Source organism: Limnohabitans sp. DCL3, from assembly GCF_048019295.1.
In the GTDB taxonomy this organism is placed as follows: Bacteria; Pseudomonadota; Gammaproteobacteria; order Burkholderiales; family Burkholderiaceae_C; genus Limnohabitans_A.
On record NZ_CP171842.1, the window covers coordinates 1,549,857 to 1,572,407 of the forward strand.

Consider the following 22,551-nt stretch of genomic DNA (forward strand, 5'->3'; position numbering starts at 1 on the left):
GGGTGATCGCCAATCAGGCCATGCGGGGCAAAACCACCCACTGACCATCCAATGAGCGAATCCGAATCCGCTGGGCAAAGACCGATTCGATGGCCGAGTGTGTGGCCGCATCGCCGGCTGCCCCATGGTGGACGATCCGGCCTTCTTGCATGACCACGACGTCGTCAGCATGCAGTGCCATGCCGATCTCGTGGAGCACGCTGACCACCGTGGTGCCCTGAGCCAAAAGGCAGTGCACCTGTTCCAGCCAATCCACTTGGTGAGGCGGGTCCAAGTTGGCCAAGGGTTCGTCCATCAGCATGGTGGGCGCATTGCCCGCCATGGCACGGGCCAACAACACACGTTGGCGCTCACCGCCCGACAACTCGCCCAGCGTGCGCTCGCGCCAGTCCCAGGCCTGTGTGGCCTTGAGTGCGGCTTCCACCATGTGCGCGTCTTGTGCCGAGGGTGCACCCAGCCAACTTTGGTGCGGCAAGCGGCCGAGCATGGCCACGTCCCACACGCGCAGGTCCAGCGTGCTGGACTCGCTCTGCCCTAACCAAGACAGTTTCAAGGCCCTTTGCTGGCGGGTGAGCGAGGCCAGCGGCTGGCCCTGCCACAGCACTTGTCCGCTGTGTGGCAACAAACCCGCCAGCGCCTTGAGCAAACTCGATTTGCCTGCGCCATTGGGGCCGACCACACAGGTCCAGCGGCCCGCCGTGATCTGCAGGTCAATGTTTTGCAGCACCTGGCGGCCACCCAACTCGGCGCTCAATTGTCGGGTTTGCAACGCGGCGCTCATGAACGCACTCCCGTGTCGGCATCGCGGTACACACGCCAGAGCAAATAGCCTCCGCCCAGCACGGCCGTGAGCACCCCCACAGGCAGCTCTTGTGGGGCCAGCATCACGCGGGCCATCACATCAGCGAGCACCAGCAAAGCACCACCCATCAAGGCCGACAAAGCCAAGCGCCAAGCGTGTGTGCAGCGCACCAGCGAACGCACCAAATGCGGCGCGGCCAGGCCGACAAAAGCCACCAGCCCAATGTGCGCCACCGCCGCTCCCGTAGCCAGAGAAATCACGCCCACCAACACCATGCGGGCCAGTGGCAGCGGCACGCCCAGGCTTTGCGCGGTGGCTTCGCCCAAACTCAAGGCATCGAGTACGCGGGCAAAAAACCAAGACAGGGCCAGACACAAAGCCAACACCACCGCCATCGTGGCACAAGCGCTCCAGCTGACAAACGCCGTCGAGCCCAGCATGAAGCCCTGCATGGCCTGCAGGACCTGCGGTTGCAGCAGCGAGATCAAGGACGTGACCGCCCCCAGCACCACGCCCACCACCACGCCCGCCAACAACAGGCGCAGCGTTTGCTGCACACCACGCGCCAACAGCAAGGTGAGCACCACCGCCAGCACCGCGCCCACAAAGGCCGCGCCCGTGAGGCCCAGGCCCAGCCAGCCGCTCATGGCCCAGGCGCTGCCGCCCCACAAGCTCAAATACACGCCCACGCCCAGCGATGCGCCCGAGGCGCTGCCCAGCAAATAAGGATCGGCCAGCGGGTTGCGAAACAGCCCTTGCGCCACCGCCCCGGCCAGGCCCAACAAGGCACCACCCAGCCATGCGCCCAAGCTGCGCGGCAAACGGATGTCCCAGACGATTTGGCGCGACACCGCATCGGCGCCTAGCGACCACCAAGCCTGCCAGCCCTGACTGCCAGCGGCCGTGCCCAGCACAACCACGCCCATTGCAACCGACAAGAGCAGCAAAGCCCAACGCAGTGCTTGGCTCTGGCGGGTCATCGCTGCACGCCCGTGTCGCCTTGGGCCGCTGCGCGGTTCAGGCAATCGGCCATCAGTTGAGCACCTTCGGCCATGCGCGGGCCAGCCCGCACCAGCATGTCGGAGTCACTCTGCTTGAACACACACAAACGCTGGCCCTGCATGGCCCGCAAGCGACTCCAGCCCGGGCGCTGCAGCATGCTGGCACGGCTGCTGTCGCCCGCCATGATCACATCGGGTCGGGCTTGCACCACCCACTCGGGGTTGACCTGAGGAAACGGGCCCATCGATGCGGGCAAGATGTTGTTCACACCCATGCGTGTGAGCGTCTCGCCCAAAAAAGATGAGGCACTTGCGCCATAGGGTGCGGGGCTCACCTCAAAGTAAACCCGCAGTTGCCGCGCGGCAGGGCTGAGCGATTGCACCGCCGCCTGCACGCCCGCTTGAATGCCTTGCCACACCCGATCGCTGTCGGCGGCAGGCACATGCAGTGCCTGCGCCACGGTGCGCCACACGCGCTGCGCATCGGCGTGGTTGCGTGGCTCCAGGCGCAGCACATTCAGGCCCAGCGACTGCAAGCGGTCCGCGCCACGGGTGGAGCCCGCTGCCAACACCAAGTCTGGCTTGAGCGCAACGATGCTCTCGATGTTCGGGTCCAACCCTCCGCCCACACGTGGCACAGATTGAACCGACTCAGGCCAGTTGGAATAACGGTCCAAACCCACCAGTTTGTGGCACTGTTTCAAGGCACAGACGGTCTCGGTCAGTGACGGCAGCAAACTCACGATGCGCTGCGGGGCTTGGGCGATCTGCACTTTTTGCTGACGGTCGTCGAGCACAGTGACAGCTTGCGCAGATGGCATGCCAACCCACACGGCCCCCAGCAGGGCCGCGGTTTGAAGCCAGCTTCTTCCGTGTTCAGCCATGCAGCGCTGCCCATTGGCTAAAGATGCGGTGCAACTGCGCCACGCCATCGGTGAGCGCAGCAGGACCAGGTTGCAAAATGTCCGCCGATTTGATCTCAAATATCTGACCGGTCCGCACGGCAGGCACGTCTTGCCAACCGGGCCGCGCTGCCACTTTTTCTGGGCGGAATTTTTTGCCGCACAAAGAGCCGATGACGATGTCGGGCGAACGCTCAATGATGGTTTGGCCACTGCAGATGATGCGGTCGCGCCCCATGGATTGAAGCGCCAATTCAGGAAAAACATCGTCCCCACCGGCGAGGCCCATCAACTCCGACACCCAACGGATGGTGCTCATGTGGGGCTCGTCCCACTCTTCAAAATACACCCGTGGCCGTCGCTTGAAACCCGCCGCCCGCCGGGCGATGGCATCCAGCTCAGCACGCATGACGGCCAGTCGAGCCAAGCCCTGCTCGGCCTGCCCCACCATGGCAGCGACTTGGTACAGCACCGAGAAAATCTCATCGACGCTGCGCTGGTTGAACACGGTGACCTGCACGCCCGCTTTGATCAGCAAGGACGCGATGTCAGCCTGCAGGTCCGAAAAGCCAAAAACACAATCGGGTTGGAGCGCCAAAATCTTGTCGATCTTGGCGCTCAAGAATGCACTGACCTTCGGCTTTTCTTCACGGGCCCGGCGCGGTCGCACCGTGTAGCCCGAGATGCCGACGATGCGCGCCTCTTCCCCCAGCAGGTAAAGCCACTCCGTTGTCTCTTCGGTGAGACAGACGATTCGCTGGGGCAGAAAAAATGGCTTCATGTGGTCAACGGAATGTGTATTTCAAACCCACGTGAAAAGTACGTCCTGGATTGTTGTACCCATTCAGATGCTGATAAGTCTTATCCAACGCATTGAAAACGTTGAAGGTCGCCTTCAATTCGTTGAAAATCTTATGTTCAGCCGAAAGATTTAAAACGCCATAGCCTGGGACCTCGGTCGAAGTGCCAAAGGATCCGATCTTGGGTGTCCAACGAGAAGAAGTGGCCAGCAATTTGGCATTCAAAATGGTTCGTTCGTTCAAAAAATGACTGAAAGTCAGAGCCCCAAATCTCTTAGCCCGGTTTTGCAGTGGACGTACCGAATTGAGGTTTTCAGGGTTTTGATGGGTATAAGACAACTGAACTCCCCAAGAAGCCCACTTTCTTCCGTAACTCAATTCAGCACCCTGATTTCTTGCATTGCTCAAGTTTTCCAATTGCGTGACAAATTGCGAGGCCCAAAAAGGATCAGCGACAGGGTTTTGACTGGCCACAATCATGTTCTGATAACGAACGTCAAAAGCAACCAAACGCCAAAAACTGTTCTCGTCTTTAAATTGCAGTCCAAGTTCTGTACTGGCCGAATGTTCGGGTTGAAGATTGACGTTGCCGCCATAAGCCACATCATGAAGTTGCCCAACCGTAGGTGCCTGAATGGCGTTGGAGCGAGTCCAAGTGATTTTGTAATTCGAGCCTAAATCATATCCCGCACCCAGCAAAAACGTGTTGCCCAAGTTACCACCCGGTAATTTCTCATGGCTTAAGTTCACTCGCCAAGAAAACAAACCTTGTCTTTGATTTAAGCCTGCATACAGGCGCTCTTGGCGAACAGATTTTCTAACAAGAACATCAATGGGTTCAGCAGGCAAGACATTCCAATCGTACGAAGTACGGTGTGCTTCAAGTTTTGAATCTTGGTGGGCATAGCCAATAGTGGCTTGGGTGCTGTCTCCCAAAATCAGAAAGTTGTCCCATTTGAACTGGCGCTGCTGCGAGTTCGTTGTTCCATAGTCAGCGTTTAAGAAATCATTCGTCAACGTGCTCAGTTTGGAGACTGATTGTCCAAATGAGAGTGTCGATTTCCAATCTGATGTAACGCGATGTGATACTTGTGCGCCCGCCATTTCCAATTTGGATTGAGTTCCCCAGCGTTCATTGATCGTGCTCGCATATGGGTTGTCGTAGCTCGCTAAAGTTGATGAACTCAAGAAATGGAATGACAAAAGTGTGTCTGCAGAAAGTTTATAGCGCCAACCCAAACCCAAGCTCTGAGACTCGAAGCCATTTTGATCTGGATTGATCGTGACGTTTTGAACATTTGCGTAGTTAGCGGGTGTAAAGGTACTGATGCCATCTGAACTGTTGTCGCTGATGGAAATACTCAATTGCCCATCTCCGATATTTTTCAGCAATGAGGCTTGAAGTGAAGTCGTATTTTGCGATCCAGCATCTACCTGGACGGTACCGCCATCAGGAGCTGACGAAGGCGAAAGTGTTGTGATGTGAATCACGCCACCCGCTGCTCCAGGTCCAAAAACAGCCGAGGCATTACCACGAAGGATCTCAATCCGCTCAACTTGAGCGACCGATATGGATTCAAGCGGCGAAATGGCCCCGATCGCTCCTTGAGCTGCAAAAGGAATCCCATCAACAAGGATCAAGGTCTGCGTGCTGTTGGCGCCACGGCTATAGACGGAGATCGGGTTGCCTGGTCCCCCGGTTCGCGCCAACTGCAAACCAGCCTGTCCAGTCAGTACCTCATACAGATCAGAATATTTGAATTTTTCAAGATCTGACTTTTGAATAACGCTGACCGAGGGGAGTGCTTCTGATAACAGCTCTTCTACCCGGCTTGAAACCACGACAACAGGATTGATTTCAATGGTTTGGGATTGAACGGAAACGCTGAAAGCCAAGGACAAAATGGAAAGGGCATGCGCAGCAGAACGTGCACGAAACGTACGATTTTTCATTTAAAACTAACAAGTCAATCGCCCTCACCGCCTTCCCCGACAGTGCATGGGCTTTACAACCTGTCTTGCGACAGGTCACCTTGTTGGCCGGTATCCGGGCTGGCAGAGCGACCTTCATCACCTTCCCAGCCGCCTGTTTCAGGGTGGCCAGTGGTCTGAGATGAAAGCTGGGTTTCCGTTGGAATGGAAACCCGTCTGCTTACCGTTGCGGGGGCAGCGCAGGTTAGGTGGGCCGAGTTGGCTTGTCCCTCCTGCTTCCCGTTGAACTGCGCGCCGTGAACAGGCATCGCGAGCACCAACAAATTTCATTTTATGCGGCAAGCTGTCTGTCAGCCTACAAAATAGCCCCAGGATCTACAATGACGGTCTTCTATTTCATAGTTTGCCATGGCCCACTCAGACACCATTGATCAAATAGCCGAGCGTGTGGATCATTTGTTGCTGCGCCACGAAGAGCTTCAGCGCACCAATGCTTTACTGACCCAACAGCTCCAGGTTCTCACGCTGGAGCGTGACCAACTCAAGTCACGCTTGGCTGCCGCCAGAGCGCGTATCGATGCGCTGATTGAGCGTCTCCCCGCCAGCAACGCCCCCGCATCTCCTGAGGCCACCGCATGAGCAACAAACAATTAGATGTCCAGATCATGGGCCAAAGTTACATTTTGGGCTGCCCCGTCGGAGGCGAAGACCGCTTGTTGTCGGCTGTGCGCAAAGTGGACGAAGCCATGTGCAAAATTCGCGACGCAGGCAAAATCAAAGCCAGAGACCGCATCGCCGTGTTGGCCGCATTGAATCTGGCCTTTGATCAGGGTGATCCAACAACGGCCCCCCTTGGTGACAAGGCGCTTGACGATGCAACGCCTGCAGCCCAAGAGCGATTGAGCGACTTGCTCAAGCGACTTGACCATGTGTTGGAGCAAGACGGTCAATTGATCTGAGCGACCAACTCTGGCCGACAATCCCCATTGGATAGGCCTACAATCGAGCCGTCTGCGGTGCATACCGGGCTTTATATTTCCTTGAACCAATGCTCCTAGAGCCCGGGCTTGGTACATTGGCTGGTGAGCGTGATCATCTCGCGTCAGATGAACCCAACGCCAGTCTGCCCTCGCCCACCTGAACCCCGGTTCAGGATGCCGGTCCGGTGGCTTCCGCAGACACCTTCTTTTCCCCCTCCTCCCCATCTACTCCCATGATCATTGAACCTTTGCTCTTGGCTGAATTGGCCGCACTTGGCCTGTGCACAGGTTTTTTGGCTGGCCTGCTGGGCATTGGTGGTGGCATGGTGATGGTGCCTTTTCTCACTTACCTGCTGGGCGCTCGGGGGGTGAGTCCTGATTTGGCGGTGAAGATGGCCATTGCCACCTCCATGGCCACCATCATCTTCACCTCTGTCTCCAGTGTTCGGGCCCACCATAAAAAGAAAGCCGTGCGCTGGGACTTGGTCAAAGGGCTTGCGCCCGGCATTGTGCTGGGCAGTTTGATTGGCAGCATGGGGATTTTTGCTTTTGCAAAAGGCACCTACTTGGCCTTGTTTTTTGCCTTGTTCGTGGGATTTTCGGCAACGCAGATGTTTCTGGACAAAAAGCCAGCGCCCAGCCGTCAAGTCCCGGGTTTCAAGGGTTTGTTGGGTGCCGGTGGATTGATTGGCTTGCTGTCTGGTTTGGTGGGCGCCGGGGGTGGCTTCATCAGCGTGCCCTTCATGACTTGGTGCAACGTGGCCATTCACAATGCGGTGGCCACCAGTGCGGCTTTGGGTTTTCCGATTGCCCTTGCCAACGTGGCCGGCTATGTTGTCAGCGGACAAGGTGTGCAGCATCTGCCTGAGCACAGTTTTGGCTACCTGTGGCTGCCTGCTCTGGCGGTGATTGCGGTATGCAGCGTGACAATGGCCCCAGTTGGGGCCGCTACCGCCCACAAATTACCCGTCAAGCAACTCAAGCGTGTGTTTGCCAGTGTGCTCTATGTGCTGGCCGCATACATGCTCTACAAAGGCCTGGTCGCTTGATCACGCAGGCGTGATACACCAGGGCGCTTGGTCATGCACCAAGCCCATCCACAAAGCCCACGCCGAAACAGCGGCCAGGGCAAATCCGGCCAAGCGCATCCCCCAAGTGCCATCGCCAAAGGTTTGCAGGCGTAAAAACAACCACGGTCCAAGCCAAAGGCTGATGCTGCTGCCCATTGCAAACAAGGCCATGGTGGCCGCCCCGTCCCATGGCCGACTGGTCAACGCCGCCACCATCAAGGCTGAATAGAGCAAGCCGCAGGGCATCAACGCCCACAGTCCCCCGACCATCCAAGGTGCTGCGCGACCGAAACGGGCATTGAGTGCACGCACCTTGGCCCACAGTTGTCGTGCAGCGCCATCGAGCCAAACGGGCTGGCGAGCTTGCAGCAAGAGCAGAACCCCCAGCGTGAAGGCAGACAAATGCAACAGGGTCCAAACAGGCCGGATGGCGGCCGACTGGGTGGTCAACCAACCCAAACCTTGCACGCTGGCCGCGGCGACTGCACCGAGCAGGGAGTATCCCGCCATGCGCCCCAGTTGGAAAGCGAGCAGCGCCTGTCCCCGGCGAGGACCCGCCGCCTGGCCCAAACCAGCACACGCTGCACCGCACATGGCAACGCAGTGGGGTCCGCCCAGCACGCCCATCATCAAGGCCGTGATGGCCAAAGAACTTTGCATGGAGAATCCACTTGTCAATTGATGGCCACATTGTCAGTGATCTGACCCTGATGACCTTTGCCACTCAAATGATTTTGGAAAAGCGGCTTCGATCCAAGTCTTTTTGGCAATAGCGGTCAAACACCATGGCCACACCGCGCACAAAAAACCAACCCATGTCGGTGACGCGAATGCCACTGTCCTGCAACGTGACCAAGCCTTGTGCCTGCATGGTCTGCAGCTGCGCCATTTCAGCGGCAAACACGGTTTTGAAATCGATCAGCCAAGCCAAATTAATGGCTTCAAATTCCAATGAACCTTGGCACATGAGGGCCATGATCACAGCGCGGCGAATCAGGTCATCTCGTGAAAGGTTCAAGCCACGCACCACAGGAAAACGTCCTTGATCGAGCAAGGCACAGTACTCGTCCATGGTTTTGGCATTTTGACTGTAGGTTGAACCGACGCGTCCAATCGATGACACGCCCAAAGCCATCAGGTCACAGTCTGCTTGCGTGCTGTAGCCTTGAAAATTGCGGTGCAGACGCCCTTGTCTTTTGGCAACAGCCAAACTGTCTTGCGGCAAGGCGAAATGGTCCATGCCGATGTAAACATAGCCGGCCTCACTCAATGTGTCGAGCGAGCGCGCAAGCATTGCGACTTTTCCCTCTGGCGATGGCAACTGCTCAACACGGATGCGTCGTTGCGGTTTGAATCGTTCGGGCAAGTGTGCATAGGCATACAGGGCGATGCGATCCGGTCGCAAGCGCTTGACTTGGTCCAAAGTTCTGTCAAAGGAATCAGGCGTTTGCAAGGGCAATCCGTAGATCAGGTCCACGTTGATCGATTCAAATCCCAAGCGGCGCGCGGCATCTACCAGTTGAAAAACTTGCTCTGCAGGTTGAATTCGGTGCACCGCCTTTTGCACATCAGGATCAAAATCTTGAACGCCAAAACTCAGGCGGTTGAAACCCAGCTGCGCCAATACGGCCAAACGGTTTTCGTCCACGGTCCGAGGATCGACCTCGACCGAGTACTCACCACCAGGCACAAAGGAGAACTGATGCCCCAGCATTGCCATCAGTTGCCTGAGCTGGTCATCGCTCAAAAATGTGGGTGTACCGCCGCCCAAATGCAGCTGGCTGACGGTTTGTCCTCGCCCCAAATGTTGGGCATAAAGCGCCACCTCTTGGCTCAGATAATCCAAATAACTGGCGGCCCGCTCTTGGTGTTTGGTGATGATTTTGTTGCATGCGCAGTAATAGCAGAGCGATTCACAAAATGGAATATGAACGTACACAGACAGAGGCTGCTGCTTGCCCACCCGTCCCGATTGGCGGTGGGTCAGCGCCTGGATGTAGTCCCCTTCGCCAAAGTGGTCTACAAATCGATCGGCGGTCGGGTAAGAGGTGTAGCGAGGTCCTGGCACATCAAAGCGGGACAACAATTCTGGGCTGATGATGGACATGGCTTGACCTGGTTTTCAATCAATTGAAATGATGGTTAAGACTTTGCCTTTTCGCCAGCGCAGGAGTTTTGACTCAGGTCAAAAGGATGACTCGTTTTCAGGGATTTTCTGCTCAGACAGGGTAGAAAAGTGAATTTGACAGTTTTTTCGGTTTAAGCTCAAAGCTTGATCCAAAGCAAATTGACCACACCACTCAGAGATAAACATGCATCCCGAAGTCATCAAAGTCGCTTGCTCCAATTGCAACTTGCGTGAACTGTGCATGCCCGTAGGACTGAGTGAGCACGATCTCAATCGACTTGACGACTTGGTGGCCGTTCGCCGCAAGGTCAAGCGAGGGGACACCTTGTTCACCAATGGCGAAAAATTCACCTCGCTGTACGCCATTCGTACAGGTTTTTTCAAAACCTGTTTGGCCACAGAGGACGGTCGTGATCAGGTCACCGGTTTTCAGATGGCGGGAGAAATCATTGGGCTCGATGGCATTGTGAATGACCAACACAGCTGCGATGCGGTGGCCCTGGAGGATGCGGAGGTGTGTGTCATGCCCTTTGACCGGATCGAAGAAATTTCACGCGAAGTGACGGCATTGCAGCACCATGTGCACAAAATCATGAGCCGCGAAATTGTGCGAGAGCATGGGGTCATGTTGCTGTTGGGCAGCATGCGGGCGGAGGAAAGACTGGCTGCCTTTTTATTGAATTTGGTGCAACGTCTTCATGCTCGGGGGTTTTCTCAATCCGAGATGGTTTTGCGCATGACACGAGAAGAGATAGGCAGCTATCTGGGGCTCAAACTCGAAACCGTGAGTCGTACTTTTTCCAAATTCGTCGAAGAAGGCATGGTCGAAGTCAAACAGCGCCATGTTCGGATCTTGGATACAGGATCATTGCAACGGTTGGTGAACAACACCGCCCATTGCGAATAGGCGCTGATGCAGCCTCAGCTGTTGACCTCTTGCGCAGACAAGCCCAGCAGTGTGGTCAAGGCACTCGAGAGCATCGTCAAGCACCAGAAAGCAAAAAATGCCAAGGTGTAAATGGCCTGACGCGACAAATCCAGATCGTGCCCCAACCAATGCAGATCGTGCGGATCGACAAAAGCAAAAACAAGCACTTCGATCAAACCTGCCACCAAAAAAGAGGGCCAGGTGATCCACATCCAGCGTTGGGTGCGCATTGTTTTGTCCTTCAGGGTTTGGTGGGCACAGAGACCGACGCTTGGGCTGGGTCTGAACTCGCTTGACCCCCAGCTTCTTTGAGCTTGGGCAACTCGCCTGTCGCGGCATGGTTGCGGCCTTGCATTGCAGGTGCGTTGCTGATCCCTTGCCGCTCTTGTGCGGCCGTTCGGGGTGTCACGGTGAGCACAGGATCCGGATGGCTCGCAGCAATGTAGAAGGTGGTCAAACCCGCCACGACCACCACGGCAGGTCCGCCCACCACCATCCAGACCATGCCAAAGCGCCACCAAGGCTGGCTCACTTGAGTTGTATTGGATGTGCTGCTCATGGCTTTCTTTCTCTTTGTCTGATCACTCACCGAGGGATCAAGAAGACGGTTTTTTCGCGCAAATGACCGACGTTTGGTGCATCCGTAGAAGCGAATGGCTGTCGGGCCTCTATATGGAACTGAATCGGGTGAGAGCCTGAGGGCGCGGCATCGTAGGGCACCTGCAGTTGAACCGAAACCCAGCGTGATTCAGTGGCGTTGACTTGCACCACAGATTCACTCGCAAGGTGCAATCCAGGCAAACCCTCGACTTGAAGGTGGAAGGACAAAGTCTCTTCTGCTGCATTCATGATTTGAAGGCGATAAACGTTTTCGATTTTTCCACCGGAAACGATTCTCGCCAGGGTGGCGCGGTCGCGCACGATATCCACCTTGAAAGGTTCACGCAGCCAAAGAGAAACACCCACTGCGATGATGATCGACCAGAGAACAGCCGTGTAAATCAGCACACGTGGTCGGAAAATACGACGAACGGTTTGCGCCCAACTCCAGCCTTGATTCATGGCGTTTTGGGTCGAGAATTTGATCAAACCACGGTCATAACCCACCTTGTCCATCACGTTGTCGCACACGTCCACGCAGGCACCGCAACCAATGCACTCATATTGCAGGCCTTTGCGGATATCGATGCCGGTGGGGCACACCTGAACGCACAGTGTGCAGTCCACGCAAGCACCCAAACCAAGCGCTTTGGGATCCGCTTTTTTGGAACGCGCACCACGGGGTTCACCACGCGCTTCGTCGTATGTGACGATCAGCGTGTCTTTGTCAAACATGGCACTTTGAAAGCGCGCATAGGGGCACATGTATTTGCACACCTGCTCGCGCATGAAGCCCGCATTGCCATAGGTGGCAAAGCTGTAAAACAAAATCCAGAAGATTTCCCAAGGACCGAAACCCAGCGAGAGCACCGACGCAGACAATTCACGGATGGGGGTGAAGTAGCCGACAAAGCTGAAACCCGTCCACAATGAGAACACAATCCAGGCCAATTGCTTGCCGGTTTTGCGCCAAAGCTTGTTGAGACTCCAAGGTGCATCGTCCAGGCGCATTCGCGCAGAACGGTCCCCCTCAAACTGGCGCTCGATCCAGATGAAGATTTCCGTGTAAACGGTTTGAGGACACGCAAAACCACACCACAAACGCCCTGCAACGGCTGTGAACAAAAAAAGCGACAAAGCTGAGATGACGAGCAAAGCCGTCAGGTAAATGAAGTCCTGCGGGTAAAGCACCAACCCAAAAATATAGAAGCGTCTGGCACCCAAGTCGAACAAAACGGCTTGTCGCTGACCCCACTCCAGCCAAGGCAGGCCATAAAAAACCAGCTGTGTGATGAGCACCATCAACCAGCGCCAACGGGCAAATACACCCTGAACACTGCGGGGATGGATTTTTTGTTGTGCTTGGTACAAAGACACCATGACACCGTCTTCCTCGACAGGAATCGGGTTGATCGGAATCACCGCACGGGAACGCTCTTCAGGGGAGGACAAAATACTGACCTTGTCAAAACGGGCAGCAAGGTGTCGCTTGCTGCCCAGGGTTCACGTCACTTGGCCACGGTCGCGACTTTGGCCGTCGCGTTGTTCGAAAGGCCCCAAACGTACGAAGCCAAAACATGGATTTGGCTTTCGGTCAACTTGGCCGCTTGCGCAGGCATTTGGTTGACCTTGCCGTTGTTGATGATGTTGACAATGGCGTTTTCACCCCAGCCATGCAGCCAGATGTCATCGGTCAAGTTAGGCGCCCCGACCGCATGGTTGCCCTTGCCATCGATGCCGTGGCAAGCCGCGCAAGCACCGAATTTGGATTTGCCAAGCTGTGCACGCAAAGAGTCGTGCGGGCTGCCCGACATGCTGAGCACATAGTGCGCGACGTTGCGCACATCTTCCGGTGTACCCACCGCGGCGGCCATAGGAGGCATATTGCCCATGCGGCCTTGCACCAAAGTGGTTTTGATCGCCTCGGGCGAGCCACCATACAACCAGTCGGCATCGGCCAAATTAGGAAAACCCTTGCTGCCGCGTGCGTCAGAGCCGTGGCACTGGGCGCAGTTGTTCATGAACAGGCGGTCGCCGATGGCCAAGGCCTGAGGGTCTTTGGACACTTCTTCGGGTGGCATGCCCGAGAACTTGGCGTACAAAGGCGCCACTTCGGCATTGCCCTTGGCCACTTCGCTCTCGTACTGACCGGCGGATGACCAGCCAAACTTGCCTGCAAAGTTGCCTGCACCTGGGTACATCGCCAAATAAACAAAAGCGAAAATGATGGTGATGATGAACAAGCCCACCCACCAGCGGGGCAAGGGGTTGTTCATCTCACGCAAGTCGCCGTCCCAGACGTGGCCGGTGGTGTTGTCGTTGGCGGTCATGGCTTTCGCCTTGCCGCTGAACCACAACAAAAGCAGACAGGCAATGATGCTGACCAGCGTGATGCCGGCCACATACAAGTGCCAGAAGTTGCTGATGAAGTCACTCATGGAATTTCCTTGAAGTATTTTTTTGAGTTCTGAAGGACCGCTCAGTCGTCCTGGCGAAACGGCAATTGGGCCGCTTCGTCGAAGCTGGCTTGGTTACGCCGCGACCAAGCCCAAACCACGATGCCCATGAAGGCGACGAACGCCAGGACGGTCACGATGGATCGCAATGTATTGATGTCCATGGCTGAGCCTTATTTGCGGTGAATGCCGAGCACTTGCAGGTAAGCGATGACCGCATCCAGCTCGGTTTTGCCCTTGACCTCATCGGGTGCTTTGCTGATCTCTTCGTCGCTGTAAGGCGCACCCAGCGTGCGCAAGGCCGACATGTGCGCCACCACCGTACCGTGGTCTGCAGCCGTCTTTTCCAACCAAGGGTAAGCCGGCATATTGGATTCAGGGACCAAGTCGCGGGGATTGGTCAAGTGAATGCGGTGCCATTCGTCGCTGTAGCGGCCGCCCACGCGGGCCAAATCCGGGCCCGTGCGCTTGCTGCCCCATTGGAAGGGGCGGTCATAGACGAATTCACCCGCCAATGAGTACGAGCCATAACGCAAGGTTTCAGCGCGGAAGGGACGAATCATCTGCGAGTGGCAGTTGTAGCAACCTTCGCGCACATAGACATCACGCCCCACCACTTGCAATGCGGTGTAGGGCTGGAGTCCCGCGATCGGTTCTGTGGTGGATTTTTGGAAGAACAAAGGCACGATTTCAACCATGCCCCCCACCAACAAGACGATGAAGATGAGAACAATCATCAAGAAGTTGTTGGTCTCGACTTTCTCGTGGGACAAGCCGCCAGATTTTGGGTTTTGAGCCATTATTTATTTCTCCTCAGTGTGCGGGGGCGAGTGTCGGGATCTGGACTTCCACCGAGCGCCCCATGGACACGGTCTTGATGGTGTTCCAGAGCATGATGACCATGCCACTCAGGTACAACAAACCACCCAGCAAACGCAAGGCATAGAACGGGAAAGTGGCTTTGACAGACTCCACAAAGGTGTAGGTCAAGGTGCCGTCGGCGTTGATGGCACGCCACATCAGGCCTTGCATCACACCGGCAATCCACATGGCGGCGATGTAGATCACGATGCCGATGGTGGCGGTCCAGAAGTGGATTTCAATCGCCTTGACGCTGTACATCTTCTTCTGACCAAACAGGCGGGGAATCAGGTAGTACATCGAGCCCATGGTCACCAAACCCACCCAGCCCAAAGCACCCGAGTGCACATGGCCCACGGTCCAATCGGTGTAGTGGCTCAGCGCGTTGACGGTCTTGATGGACATCATCGGGCCTTCAAAGGTCGACATGCCGTAGAAAGACAGGGACACGATCAGGAAGCGCAGGATCGGGTCATCACGCAGTTTGTGCCATGCGCCCGACAAGGTCATGATGCCGTTGATCATGCCGCCCCAGCTGGGTGCCAGCAAGATGAGCGAAAAAACCATGCCCACAGACTGGGTCCAGTCAGGCAAGGCGGTGTAATGCAAGTGGTGGGGACCTGCCCACATGTAGGTGAAGATCAGCGCCCAAAAGTGCACGATCGACAAACGGTACGAATAAACAGGTCGCTCGGCTTGCTTGGGGATGAAGTAATACATCATGCCCAGGAAACCAGCTGTCAAAAAGAAGCCCACGGCGTTGTGGCCGTACCACCATTGCACCATGGCGTCTTGAACGCCTGCATAAGCAGAATACGAGTGCAGCAGACCAGTGGGCAGTTGGATGTTGTTGACAATGTGCAACAAAGCCACGGCGATGATGAAGGCACCAAAGAACCAGTTGGCCACGTAAATGTGACGCACTTTGCGAATGCCCACGGTGCCAAAAAAGACAAAAGCAAATGCCACCCAGACGACCGCAATCAACAGGTCGATCGGCCAAATCAGCTCTGCGTATTCCTTGCTTTGGGTCAAACCCAAGGGCAAAGAGATGGCGGCCAGCACAATGACCAATTGCCAACCCCAAAACGTGAAGGCGGCCACCTTGTCGTTGATCAGGCGCACATTGCAGGTGCGCTGAACGACATAATAGGCAGCGGCAAACAAGCCGCACCCACCGAACGCAAAAATCACCGCGTTGGTGTGCAAAGGCCGCAAGCGACCGTAGCTGAGCCAAGAAATGCCGAAATTGAGTTCCGGCCAGGTCAGCTGGGCCGCGATGATCACGCCCACCAGCATGCCCACCACCCCCCAAACCACCGTCATGATGGCGAATTGCCTGACAACTTTGTCGTTGTAGGTTGTCGCCTGCGTATTGGCAAACTTCATTTTTACCTCTTCTATTACAAAAACTTCGCCAGAGTGTGACCGGGTTTACACCGTTGAGACTTGATCAAAATCAATCGTCACGCAAAATGCGCTCCCCTTCGGCCTCAATGTCTTCAAATTGACCCTTGTCAATGGCCCACCAGAGTCCGGCCAAGATGGCAAACACCAGGATCACGGACAAAGGAATCAAAAGGTACAAAATATCCACAGGTACTTTCTCCGGCTTTTTCAAACCAACGCGGACGGTGTCCTGAGCCATCCAAGCGCCTGAGGCAGCCTCTTGGACAAGCGCAAAGCATTGAGCACCACCAGGACCGAGCTCAACGCCATGCCCAGACCCGCCGCCCAAGCGGGCAACCACCCCAGGAGCGCCAATGGCACACAAGCTGCGTTGTAAAGTGCCGCCCACACCAGATTCTGTTTGACCACCTGCATGGTGTTGCGACTGCGAATCACGGTCTCCAGCAGCGCATCCAAGTGCCCCCCCATCAACACAAAGTCGGACTTGGATTGGGCCAAAGGGACCGCTTGACCCAATGCAAAGGAGACATTGGCACCCGCCAGCACCGGGCCATCGTTCAGACCGTCACCCACCATGGCCACTCGATGGCCTTGGGCCTGCAAGGCTTGCATCGCCTGCAACTTCTGCTGCGGGCTGCAGCCGCCTTGGGCATGTTCAATGCCAACGGTTTCGGCCACTTGCGACACCGCCGCCTGGCCATCACCCGACAAGACCTGGAGCTTGAAGCCCATGTCCAAAAGGCGCTTCACAAGCGGTGCAGCTTCAGGTCGGACCTCTTCGGCCAATTCAAAAGTGGCCAGCCAACCCGCTCCATCGGCGAGACTGACCTGCAAGTGAGGCCCGCTCAAGACAGGGGCGTCGCAAAAAAGAGCCGACCCCAAACGCAAGTCCAAGGCCGTGGACTGGGTCCTGTGCCATTGACCCCGAACACCCTGCCCGGCCAACTCGGTCACATCTTGCACCACAGCGCCCTCGAGCGCGTCCAATTGCCCTCCCAATTCGGCTTGCCTTCTGGCCTCAGCCCACAGGGAACGCGACACGGGATGCAAAGAATGACGCGCCAAAAGGCCGGCCCAAGCCAAAGCCTGCGACGCGCTCACGCCAGATCGGGTGTGGGTCTGCCGCACTTGAAAAGAATCGCGGGTCAAGGTGCCTGTTTTGTCGAAAATCAAGGTGTCAATGTTGGCCAAATGTTGCAAAGCGCCGAGTCTGCGCACCAGCACGCCGCCGCGCGCCAAAGCCCCGGCACTGGCCAGCATGGCCGCAGGGGTCGCCAGTGACAAGGCACAGGGACAGGTCACAATCAGAACGGCCACAGCCACCATGACCGCGTGCGCAGGATCGGTGGGCCACCAATAGACGGCCGCGGCCAAAGCTGCCGCCAACACAACCACCAAAAATGGTTTCGCCCAGCGGTCTACCAGCAAGGCTGTGGTCGGTTTGGAGCTGGACGCACTTTCCATCAAAGCCACGATCTGCGCATAGCGCGTCGAGGCCCCCACCTGTTCAATCCGCACTTCCAAAGTGCCGCTCAGGTTGTGACTGCCCGCAATCACCCGATCGCCCACCCCGCGGCGCAAAGGAATCGATTCGCCGGTCAGCAAAGCCTCATCGACCTGGGTTTGCCCCGACAAGACCAGTCCATCACCCGCAAAGGCTTGCCCAGGCAACACCTCGATCACATCGCCCACCTGAAGTTTCCGAATCGACATGAGCAGCCAACGGCCATCGGCTTCCCGTTTGCGAACACTGTCCGGCAATCGGTTCAAAACGGCTTCCAAGGCGCCGGCTGTGCGATCGCGCATGCGCTGCTCCAGCCAGCGACCCATCAGCAAAAAGAACACGAACATGGTGAAGGAATCAAAAAAAACTTCCGCACCAAAAGGGCCATCGGGCTCAAAAGTCCCCAGCGTGCTGACCCCAAAGGTGACCAACATGCCCAAGGCCACCGGGAAGTCCATGCTGATTTGACGCGCACGCAAATCCCGCACAGCGCTGCGTAAAAAAGGGGTGCAGGAAAAAAACAAGACGGGCAATGACAGGACCCAAGAGGCCCAACGCAACAAATACAAGGATTCGTCGGAGATGTCGCCTGCTGCCGACAAATACGTGGGCGTTGCGTACATCATCACTTGCATCATGCACATGGCCGCTACAGCCAAGCGCCAGACCATGCGCCGAGCCTCTTCGCGACGATGTTGATGCGCGTGCGCATCATTGGCGGGCACAGTTTTGTAGCCGTGTCGCTCGACCGAGCGCATCCATTCCGAAGGACGCGTTTGTTCCGGTGACCAAACGATTTGCCCCCGATGACTGGCACCACTGATTTGCACCGACTTGACACCGGGAACGGCCAAGAGGGCATCTTCGAGTGTGATGGCGCAAGCAGCGCAGTGCATGCCTTCGAACACCACACTCGAGCGCCAGCAGCCTGCTTCGGTCTTCTCTGGCGAGCTGAAGGTGGCCCATTCTGAGGGCTCGTCCAGCAGGCGGGTACGCTGATCTTGCGCATCGCTGTGCTCTGACAAAGGTGGTAGGGTCAAATCCTTGACTTGGGTCATGTCTGAACCATACGCCATCTAACTGACCCAATCCTTGATGTGCATCAAGTGCTCCAAGGTCCGGCACTTTTATCCTGCATGCTGACAACTTCTGGAGCAGACCATGTATGCACGTATTCTTGTGGCCACCGACGGCTCGAACCTCTCCAAAAAGGCGGTGACGTCAGCCCTGCAACTGGCAGCGACTTGTGGTGCGGAGCTCATCGCACTCAAAGTGGTGCCGCGCTATCCCAGCGCCTATTTTGAGGGCAGCATCCCCTTGTCGGCCGACGAAATTGGGCGAATTGAGAAACAATGGAGCGAGTCGGCCCAAGCGCAATTGGCCTCGATTGAAAAACTGGCCAAAGCCAAGTCGGTGGCTTGTAAAGCCGTGACCGTGAAATCAGATGCCGTGTCCGATGCCATCATTGCCACCGCCAAAAAGCACAAAGCCGAATTGATCGTGATGGCATCGCATGGCCGAAAAGGCATCAAACGCCTTCTTTTGGGCAGTGAAACACAGCAAGTCCTCACCCACTCACACATACCCGTTTTGGTATTGCGTTAAAAGGATTCTGGCTAAGCAGACACTTGGCCGGACCTGTCAAGGTGTGAACAATGTTTTGTACTGCTCACGCAGCAGGTTTTTTTGAACCTTGCCCATGGTGTTGCGTGGCAATTCATCGACCACAAAACAACGTTTGGGAATTTTGAAGTTGGCCAATTTGGCCTTGAGTTCAGCCAGCACCGTTTCAGCTTGAATGCGTGCGCTGGGCTTGGCAATCACCACAGCCACCCCCACCTCCCCAAAGTCCGGGTGCGGCACCCCCACAACAGCACTTTCGGCGACACCCGGCATCTCATTGATACAAGCCTCAATTTCAGCCGGGTAAACGTTGTAACCGCCACTGATGATCAAGTCTTTGCTGCGGCCAACAATGGTCACATAACCGCGCTCATCCAGTTGGCCAACGTCCCCAGTTTTGAAATAGCCGTCGTTGGTGAATTCTTCGGCCGTTTTTTCGGGCATGCGCCAATAGCCTTTGAACACATTGGGGCCTTGGACCTCAATCCCGCCGATTTCGCCGATGGGCAAACGTTGCCCGGCTTCACCCACAACGCGAAGCGACACCCCAGGCAAAGGGAAACCGACCGTGCCACCGCGACGCTCAGCCTGCAAGGCATAGCGCGGATCTGGACCATACGGGTTAGAGGTCAACATGGCGGTCTCGCTCATGCCGTAACGCTCCAAGATGGTGTGACCAGTGCGCTGGTGCCAGTCGGTGAAGGTCTCGATCAACAAAGGGGCCGAGCCAGCAATGAACAAACGCATGTTGTGAACTGCCGCCTTGTTCAGCGTGGGTTCGGACAACATGCGGACGTACAAGGTGGGCACCCCCATGAAAACCGTGGCTTGGGACATGTAAGCAATGGCGCGCTGGGGATCAAACTTGGCCATCCAGATCATCTGGCTGCCATTGATCAGCGCACCATGGATGGCCACAAAAAGACCGTGCACATGAAAAATGGGCAAGGCATGAATGAGCACATCCCCTTTTTTCCAACCCCAATAGTCCTTGAGAGTGAGGGCATTGCTGAGCAGATTGCCATGCGTGAGCATGGCACCTTTGCTGCGACCCGTGGTGCCACTGGTGTACAAAATGGCGGCCAAATCGTCGGCTTGGCGAGAAACCGGCGAGTGTTGATCACTGTGGTGGACGGCCCTGTCCAGCCAACTGCCCGTGCGGTCATCGTTCAAGGTGAACACGTGTTGCGTGCCCGCCTTGAAGGCGATTTGGCTGACCCAGCCAAAATTGGCACCACTGCAAACCACGAGCGCCGGTTCTGCATTGCCTATGAAATACGCCATTTCAGCACTTTGGTAGGCCGTGTTCAATGGCAAAAACACATGGCCGGCACGCAAAGTCGCCAGGTACAGCATCAAGGCTTCGACCGACTTTTCAACCTGCACGGCGATGCGGCTGCCTGGCGGCAGTGCCAGCGATTCCAGCAAATTGGCCATCATCGCCGTGGCCCGGTCAAGGTCACGCCAACTGTAACGAAGGCCACTGTCGGTTTCGATCGCTGTGTCCGACACATCGGCTGGAAATGCAGCCTGCAAAGCGGAGAACAAGTTCTGGTTTTTCATGTTTTCAATGGGGTCGTGAAAAAGGGCCTGCAAGCAGGCCCCAGAATAATCCGCAAGACATGTCAGTCAAGTTTGGCACCAGAAGCTTTCACCACTTGCGACCACTTGGTCAGCTCTTTTTTGATGAATGCCTCAAACTGGTTGCTGGTGAGGTTGGGAAATTCGGCACCTTGGTTGGCCCACACAGCCTTGGCCTCATCGGTCAAACAGGCGCGGCGGATTTCTTCAATGGCACGGGCTTGCGCATCGGCCGGCGTGCCTTTGGGGGCCCACACGCCGTACCATGTCGACACCGTGTAATCGGGCAAACCCAACTCTGCGGAGCAAGGAACATCAGGGAAAGCCGCATTGCGTTTCGCACCCGATACCATCAAGGCTTTGATGCGCCCTCCTTTGATGTGGGCGGCGGAAGAACCCAAACCATCGAACATCATGTCCACGTTGCCGGCAATCAAATCCTGCAAAGCGGGTCCGGCACCGCGGTAGGGAATGTGCGTGATGAAAGTTTGCGTTTGGAGCTTGAACAATTCGCCCGCCAAATGGTGCGAAGTCCCGCCGCCGGCGGAACCGTAGTTCAAACGGCCTGGGTTTTTCTTGACGACATCCAAAAAAGACTTGAAATCAGCGGCCGTCACTTTTTTAGGGTTCACCACCAAAACTTGAGGGACGTTGGCCACCAAAATCAAAGGCACCAAATCGCGTTCCAAGTCGTAATCGAGCTTGGGGTACATGCTGGGCGCGATCGTGTGGTGCACAGCGCCCATGAAATAGTTGTACCCGTCGGGGGCAGATTTGGCGGCAATACCAGCACCCAAAGTACCGCCAGCACCGCCACGGTTGTCAATGATGAGTTGCTTGCCGGTCAGTTTGGCAAATTGGGCCGAGAGCGGGCGGGCAAAAGCATCCGTGCCCCCCCCAGCAGGAAAGGGCACCACCATGGTCACGGGTTTGCTCGGCCAATTGCTTTGTGCTTGAACCACAAAGGGCAAAGTGCCTGATGCAGCAGCCATGAACTTTAAAAAATCACGACGCTGGGCTGAAGGGATCAGATGAGTCATTGCAAGTCTCCTCGTTTGAAGTTTTTTGCATGATAAGGCGAACCGGGCCAGGTGCCGTCGAAAGCCCCCTATGGCCTCACTTCTTCAACAGGCTGTTGAGGCCGCCACAGCATCAAAGCAAGACCCACCAGCACCATCGGCACACACAGCCACTGGCCCATGCTCATGCCCAGACTCAACAGCCCCAGGTGCGCGTCAGGTTCACGGAAAAATTCGGCCACAAACCGAAAAAATCCATAGCCCAGCAAAAACGCCCCAGAGACTTGGCCTGCAGGCCGGTTCTTGCGTGCAAACCACCACAACACAACAAAGAGCAGCACACCTTCCAATGCGATCTGATAGAGCTGGGAGGGGTGGCGCGGTAAATCGCCGGCCCCCCGGAACACCATGCCCCAAGGCAAGGAAGGGTCCGCCACGCGACCCCAAAGTTCGCCATTCAAAAAATTACCAACTCGTCCAGCCGCAAGTCCGGTGGGGACACACGGCGCCACAAAGTCCATGACCTGCAAAAACGGGCGTTGACGTGTTCGGGCAAACCAAACCATGGCCACGATCACGCCCAGCAAACCACCATGAAAACTCATGCCCCCTTGCCAAATGGCCAAAATCTCCAAAGGGTTTGTCAGGTAATACAAGGGTTTGTAAAACAAGCAATACCCCACGCGCCCCCCCAAAATCACGCCGAGCACCCCCAAAAATAGGATGTCCTCCACATCGCGGTTTTGCCAAACCGACAGATTTTTAAAGGGCAAATGGCCCAGTCGCCTGGTGCCAAGCCAGTAAAACAGGCCAAAGGCGGCCAAATAGGTCAGGCCATACCAATGGATGGCCAAAGGGCCCAATTGCAAGGCCACAGGGTCAATTTGAGGATGAATCAGCATCCCCGGATTGTGCACCGGTCATGTGGCTCCACGGACAGGAGCGACAGGCCCT

The 22,551-nt window shown here is 56.3% G+C and carries 24 protein-coding genes and 1 riboswitch; of the genes, 5 read left to right on the forward strand and 19 right to left on the reverse strand.

Going from position 1 to position 22,551, the window contains the following annotated elements; translation table 11 throughout:
• Nucleotides 1-13: 13 nt before the first annotated feature.
• Genes ACHEXK_RS06980 through ACHEXK_RS07000 form a run of 5 tightly spaced genes read right to left on the reverse strand, consistent with a single transcriptional unit; the run spans nucleotide 14 to nucleotide 5,458 of the window.
• Nucleotides 14-781, reverse strand: coding sequence for an ABC transporter ATP-binding protein (locus ACHEXK_RS06980; RefSeq protein WP_416548645.1), 768 nt, complete (start codon nucleotides 779-781; stop codon nucleotides 14-16).
• Nucleotides 778-1,782 carry a FecCD family ABC transporter permease gene (locus ACHEXK_RS06985; protein WP_416548646.1) on the reverse strand — a complete coding sequence of 335 codons (1,005 nt, stop codon included), beginning with the start codon at nucleotides 1,780-1,782 and terminating at the stop codon, nucleotides 778-780. Before ACHEXK_RS06985 ends, ACHEXK_RS06980 begins: the two co-directional genes overlap by 4 nt.
• On the reverse strand, nucleotides 1,779-2,687 hold the full coding sequence (locus ACHEXK_RS06990) for an ABC transporter substrate-binding protein (protein WP_416548647.1): 909 nt from the start codon (nucleotides 2,685-2,687) through the stop codon (nucleotides 1,779-1,781). Before ACHEXK_RS06990 ends, ACHEXK_RS06985 begins: the two co-directional genes overlap by 4 nt.
• The gene (locus ACHEXK_RS06995; RefSeq protein WP_416548648.1) at nucleotides 2,680-3,486 is read right to left on the reverse strand and encodes an ABC transporter substrate-binding protein; all 807 of its coding nucleotides are present in this window, start codon (nucleotides 3,484-3,486) and stop codon (nucleotides 2,680-2,682) included. The genes ACHEXK_RS06990 and ACHEXK_RS06995 overlap by 8 nt, the downstream gene beginning before the upstream one ends.
• A gap of 4 nt (nucleotides 3,487-3,490) precedes the next feature.
• On the reverse strand, nucleotides 3,491-5,458 hold the full coding sequence (locus ACHEXK_RS07000; RefSeq protein WP_416548649.1) for a TonB-dependent receptor plug domain-containing protein: 1,968 nt from the start codon (nucleotides 5,456-5,458) through the stop codon (nucleotides 3,491-3,493).
• A gap of 67 nt (nucleotides 5,459-5,525) precedes the next feature.
• A riboswitch (cobalamin riboswitch) is annotated at nucleotides 5,526-5,773 on the reverse strand.
• A gap of 72 nt (nucleotides 5,774-5,845) precedes the next feature.
• Between ACHEXK_RS07000 and ACHEXK_RS07005 the strand changes: the two genes are divergently transcribed.
• The 3 genes from ACHEXK_RS07005 to ACHEXK_RS07015 all read left to right on the forward strand — a co-directional run bounded on the left by ACHEXK_RS07005 (nucleotide 5,846) and on the right by ACHEXK_RS07015 (nucleotide 7,466).
• Entirely contained in the window at nucleotides 5,846-6,076 is a 231-nt protein-coding gene (locus tag ACHEXK_RS07005; protein ID WP_416548650.1) for a DUF904 domain-containing protein, read from the forward strand.
• Nucleotides 6,073-6,396, forward strand: a complete 324-nt coding sequence (locus ACHEXK_RS07010) for a cell division protein ZapA (RefSeq protein WP_416548651.1) — start codon at nucleotides 6,073-6,075, stop codon at nucleotides 6,394-6,396. Before ACHEXK_RS07005 ends, ACHEXK_RS07010 begins: the two co-directional genes overlap by 4 nt.
• Before the next feature lie 254 nt (nucleotides 6,397-6,650).
• Complete coding sequence (locus ACHEXK_RS07015) at nucleotides 6,651-7,466, forward strand: sulfite exporter TauE/SafE family protein (protein ID WP_416548652.1); 816 nt, start codon at nucleotides 6,651-6,653, stop codon at nucleotides 7,464-7,466.
• Here the strand turns inward: ACHEXK_RS07015 and ACHEXK_RS07020 are convergent, their stop codons facing one another.
• A complete protein-coding gene (locus ACHEXK_RS07020; RefSeq protein ID WP_416548653.1) occupies nucleotides 7,467-8,147 on the reverse strand; it encodes a sulfite exporter TauE/SafE family protein in 681 nt (226 codons plus the stop codon).
• Between the two features lie 64 nt (nucleotides 8,148-8,211).
• Nucleotides 8,212-9,594, reverse strand: coding sequence for an oxygen-independent coproporphyrinogen III oxidase (hemN, locus tag ACHEXK_RS07025; protein WP_416548654.1), 1,383 nt, complete (start codon nucleotides 9,592-9,594; stop codon nucleotides 8,212-8,214).
• 205 nt (nucleotides 9,595-9,799) lie between these two features.
• Between hemN and fnr the strand changes: the two genes are divergently transcribed.
• On the forward strand, nucleotides 9,800-10,522 hold the full coding sequence (fnr, locus tag ACHEXK_RS07030) for a fumarate/nitrate reduction transcriptional regulator Fnr (protein ID WP_416548655.1): 723 nt from the start codon (nucleotides 9,800-9,802) through the stop codon (nucleotides 10,520-10,522).
• Nucleotides 10,523-10,536: 14 nt separating this feature from the next.
• On the opposite strand, the gene ACHEXK_RS07035 is transcribed toward fnr, so the two are convergent.
• From ACHEXK_RS07035 to ACHEXK_RS07075, 9 genes are all read right to left on the reverse strand, one after another.
• Nucleotides 10,537-10,773, reverse strand: a complete 237-nt coding sequence (locus ACHEXK_RS07035) for a hypothetical protein (protein ID WP_416548656.1) — start codon at nucleotides 10,771-10,773, stop codon at nucleotides 10,537-10,539.
• Between the two features lie 11 nt (nucleotides 10,774-10,784).
• A complete protein-coding gene (locus ACHEXK_RS07040; protein WP_416548657.1) occupies nucleotides 10,785-11,102 on the reverse strand; it encodes a nitrogen fixation protein FixH in 318 nt (105 codons plus the stop codon).
• A gap of 26 nt (nucleotides 11,103-11,128) precedes the next feature.
• On the reverse strand, nucleotides 11,129-12,595 hold the full coding sequence (gene ccoG / locus ACHEXK_RS07045) for a cytochrome c oxidase accessory protein CcoG (RefSeq protein ID WP_416548658.1): 1,467 nt from the start codon (nucleotides 12,593-12,595) through the stop codon (nucleotides 11,129-11,131).
• Nucleotides 12,596-12,651: 56 nt separating this feature from the next.
• Nucleotides 12,652-13,581, reverse strand: a complete 930-nt coding sequence (gene ccoP, locus ACHEXK_RS07050) for a cytochrome-c oxidase, cbb3-type subunit III (RefSeq protein WP_416548659.1) — start codon at nucleotides 13,579-13,581, stop codon at nucleotides 12,652-12,654.
• A 41-nt stretch (nucleotides 13,582-13,622) separates the two neighbouring features.
• Nucleotides 13,623-13,763 carry a cbb3-type cytochrome oxidase subunit 3 gene (locus tag ACHEXK_RS07055; protein ID WP_416548660.1) on the reverse strand — a complete coding sequence of 47 codons (141 nt, stop codon included), beginning with the start codon at nucleotides 13,761-13,763 and terminating at the stop codon, nucleotides 13,623-13,625.
• Between the two features lie 9 nt (nucleotides 13,764-13,772).
• A complete protein-coding gene (gene ccoO, locus ACHEXK_RS07060) occupies nucleotides 13,773-14,399 on the reverse strand; it encodes a cytochrome-c oxidase, cbb3-type subunit II (protein WP_416548661.1) in 627 nt (208 codons plus the stop codon).
• Nucleotides 14,400-14,412: 13 nt separating this feature from the next.
• Nucleotides 14,413-15,849, reverse strand: a complete 1,437-nt coding sequence (gene ccoN / locus ACHEXK_RS07065; protein ID WP_416548662.1) for a cytochrome-c oxidase, cbb3-type subunit I — start codon at nucleotides 15,847-15,849, stop codon at nucleotides 14,413-14,415.
• Between the two features lie 70 nt (nucleotides 15,850-15,919).
• Entirely contained in the window at nucleotides 15,920-16,057 is a 138-nt protein-coding gene (ccoS, locus tag ACHEXK_RS07070; protein WP_322991196.1) for a cbb3-type cytochrome oxidase assembly protein CcoS, read from the reverse strand.
• A 20-nt stretch (nucleotides 16,058-16,077) separates the two neighbouring features.
• On the reverse strand, nucleotides 16,078-18,432 hold the full coding sequence (locus ACHEXK_RS07075; RefSeq protein WP_416548663.1) for a heavy metal translocating P-type ATPase: 2,355 nt from the start codon (nucleotides 18,430-18,432) through the stop codon (nucleotides 16,078-16,080).
• A 103-nt stretch (nucleotides 18,433-18,535) separates the two neighbouring features.
• Between ACHEXK_RS07075 and ACHEXK_RS07080 the strand changes: the two genes are divergently transcribed.
• A complete protein-coding gene (locus ACHEXK_RS07080) occupies nucleotides 18,536-18,979 on the forward strand; it encodes a universal stress protein (RefSeq protein WP_416548664.1) in 444 nt (147 codons plus the stop codon).
• Nucleotides 18,980-19,015: 36 nt separating this feature from the next.
• Here the strand turns inward: ACHEXK_RS07080 and ACHEXK_RS07085 are convergent, their stop codons facing one another.
• The 3 genes from ACHEXK_RS07085 to lgt all read right to left on the reverse strand — a co-directional run bounded on the left by ACHEXK_RS07085 (nucleotide 19,016) and on the right by lgt (nucleotide 22,499).
• Nucleotides 19,016-20,560 (reverse strand): malonate--CoA ligase, encoded by a 1,545-nt coding sequence (locus tag ACHEXK_RS07085; RefSeq protein ID WP_416548665.1) that lies wholly within the window; start codon nucleotides 20,558-20,560, stop codon nucleotides 19,016-19,018.
• A gap of 62 nt (nucleotides 20,561-20,622) precedes the next feature.
• On the reverse strand, nucleotides 20,623-21,618 hold the full coding sequence (locus ACHEXK_RS07090; protein WP_416548666.1) for a Bug family tripartite tricarboxylate transporter substrate binding protein: 996 nt from the start codon (nucleotides 21,616-21,618) through the stop codon (nucleotides 20,623-20,625).
• A gap of 68 nt (nucleotides 21,619-21,686) precedes the next feature.
• Nucleotides 21,687-22,499 (reverse strand): prolipoprotein diacylglyceryl transferase, encoded by an 813-nt coding sequence (gene lgt / locus ACHEXK_RS07095; RefSeq protein ID WP_416548667.1) that lies wholly within the window; start codon nucleotides 22,497-22,499, stop codon nucleotides 21,687-21,689.
• Nucleotides 22,500-22,551: the final 52 nt, after the last annotated feature.

Excerpts from the sequence above, each read along its gene's own strand:
- ACHEXK_RS06980 (WP_416548645.1), bottom strand. The coding sequence starts at position 781 with ATGAGCGCCGCGTTGCAAACCCGACAATTGAGCGCCGAGTTGGGTGGC.
- ACHEXK_RS06985 (WP_416548646.1), bottom strand. The coding sequence starts at position 1,782 with ATGACCCGCCAGAGCCAAGCACTGCGTTGGGCTTTGCTGCTCTTGTCG.
- ACHEXK_RS06990 (WP_416548647.1), bottom strand. The coding sequence starts at position 2,687 with ATGGCTGAACACGGAAGAAGCTGGCTTCAAACCGCGGCCCTGCTGGGG.
- ACHEXK_RS06995 (WP_416548648.1), bottom strand. The coding sequence starts at position 3,486 with ATGAAGCCATTTTTTCTGCCCCAGCGAATCGTCTGTCTCACCGAAGAG.
- ACHEXK_RS07000 (WP_416548649.1), bottom strand. The coding sequence starts at position 5,458 with ATGAAAAATCGTACGTTTCGTGCACGTTCTGCTGCGCATGCCCTTTCC.
- ACHEXK_RS07005 (WP_416548650.1), top strand. The coding sequence starts at position 5,846 with ATGGCCCACTCAGACACCATTGATCAAATAGCCGAGCGTGTGGATCAT.
- ACHEXK_RS07010 (WP_416548651.1), top strand. The coding sequence starts at position 6,073 with ATGAGCAACAAACAATTAGATGTCCAGATCATGGGCCAAAGTTACATT.
- ACHEXK_RS07015 (WP_416548652.1), top strand. The coding sequence starts at position 6,651 with ATGATCATTGAACCTTTGCTCTTGGCTGAATTGGCCGCACTTGGCCTG.
- ACHEXK_RS07020 (WP_416548653.1), bottom strand. The coding sequence starts at position 8,147 with ATGCAAAGTTCTTTGGCCATCACGGCCTTGATGATGGGCGTGCTGGGC.
- hemN (WP_416548654.1), bottom strand. The coding sequence starts at position 9,594 with ATGTCCATCATCAGCCCAGAATTGTTGTCCCGCTTTGATGTGCCAGGA.
- fnr (WP_416548655.1), top strand. The coding sequence starts at position 9,800 with ATGCATCCCGAAGTCATCAAAGTCGCTTGCTCCAATTGCAACTTGCGT.
- ACHEXK_RS07035 (WP_416548656.1), bottom strand. The coding sequence starts at position 10,773 with ATGCGCACCCAACGCTGGATGTGGATCACCTGGCCCTCTTTTTTGGTG.
- ACHEXK_RS07040 (WP_416548657.1), bottom strand. The coding sequence starts at position 11,102 with ATGAGCAGCACATCCAATACAACTCAAGTGAGCCAGCCTTGGTGGCGC.
- ccoP (WP_416548659.1), bottom strand. The coding sequence starts at position 13,581 with ATGAGTGACTTCATCAGCAACTTCTGGCACTTGTATGTGGCCGGCATC.
- ACHEXK_RS07055 (WP_416548660.1), bottom strand. The coding sequence starts at position 13,763 with ATGGACATCAATACATTGCGATCCATCGTGACCGTCCTGGCGTTCGTC.
- ccoO (WP_416548661.1), bottom strand. The coding sequence starts at position 14,399 with ATGGCTCAAAACCCAAAATCTGGCGGCTTGTCCCACGAGAAAGTCGAG.
- ccoN (WP_416548662.1), bottom strand. The coding sequence starts at position 15,849 with ATGAAGTTTGCCAATACGCAGGCGACAACCTACAACGACAAAGTTGTC.
- ACHEXK_RS07075 (WP_416548663.1), bottom strand. The coding sequence starts at position 18,432 with ATGACCCAAGTCAAGGATTTGACCCTACCACCTTTGTCAGAGCACAGC.
- ACHEXK_RS07080 (WP_416548664.1), top strand. The coding sequence starts at position 18,536 with ATGTATGCACGTATTCTTGTGGCCACCGACGGCTCGAACCTCTCCAAA.
- ACHEXK_RS07085 (WP_416548665.1), bottom strand. The coding sequence starts at position 20,560 with ATGAAAAACCAGAACTTGTTCTCCGCTTTGCAGGCTGCATTTCCAGCC.
- ACHEXK_RS07090 (WP_416548666.1), bottom strand. The coding sequence starts at position 21,618 with ATGACTCATCTGATCCCTTCAGCCCAGCGTCGTGATTTTTTAAAGTTC.
- lgt (WP_416548667.1), bottom strand. The coding sequence starts at position 22,499 with ATGCTGATTCATCCTCAAATTGACCCTGTGGCCTTGCAATTGGGCCCT.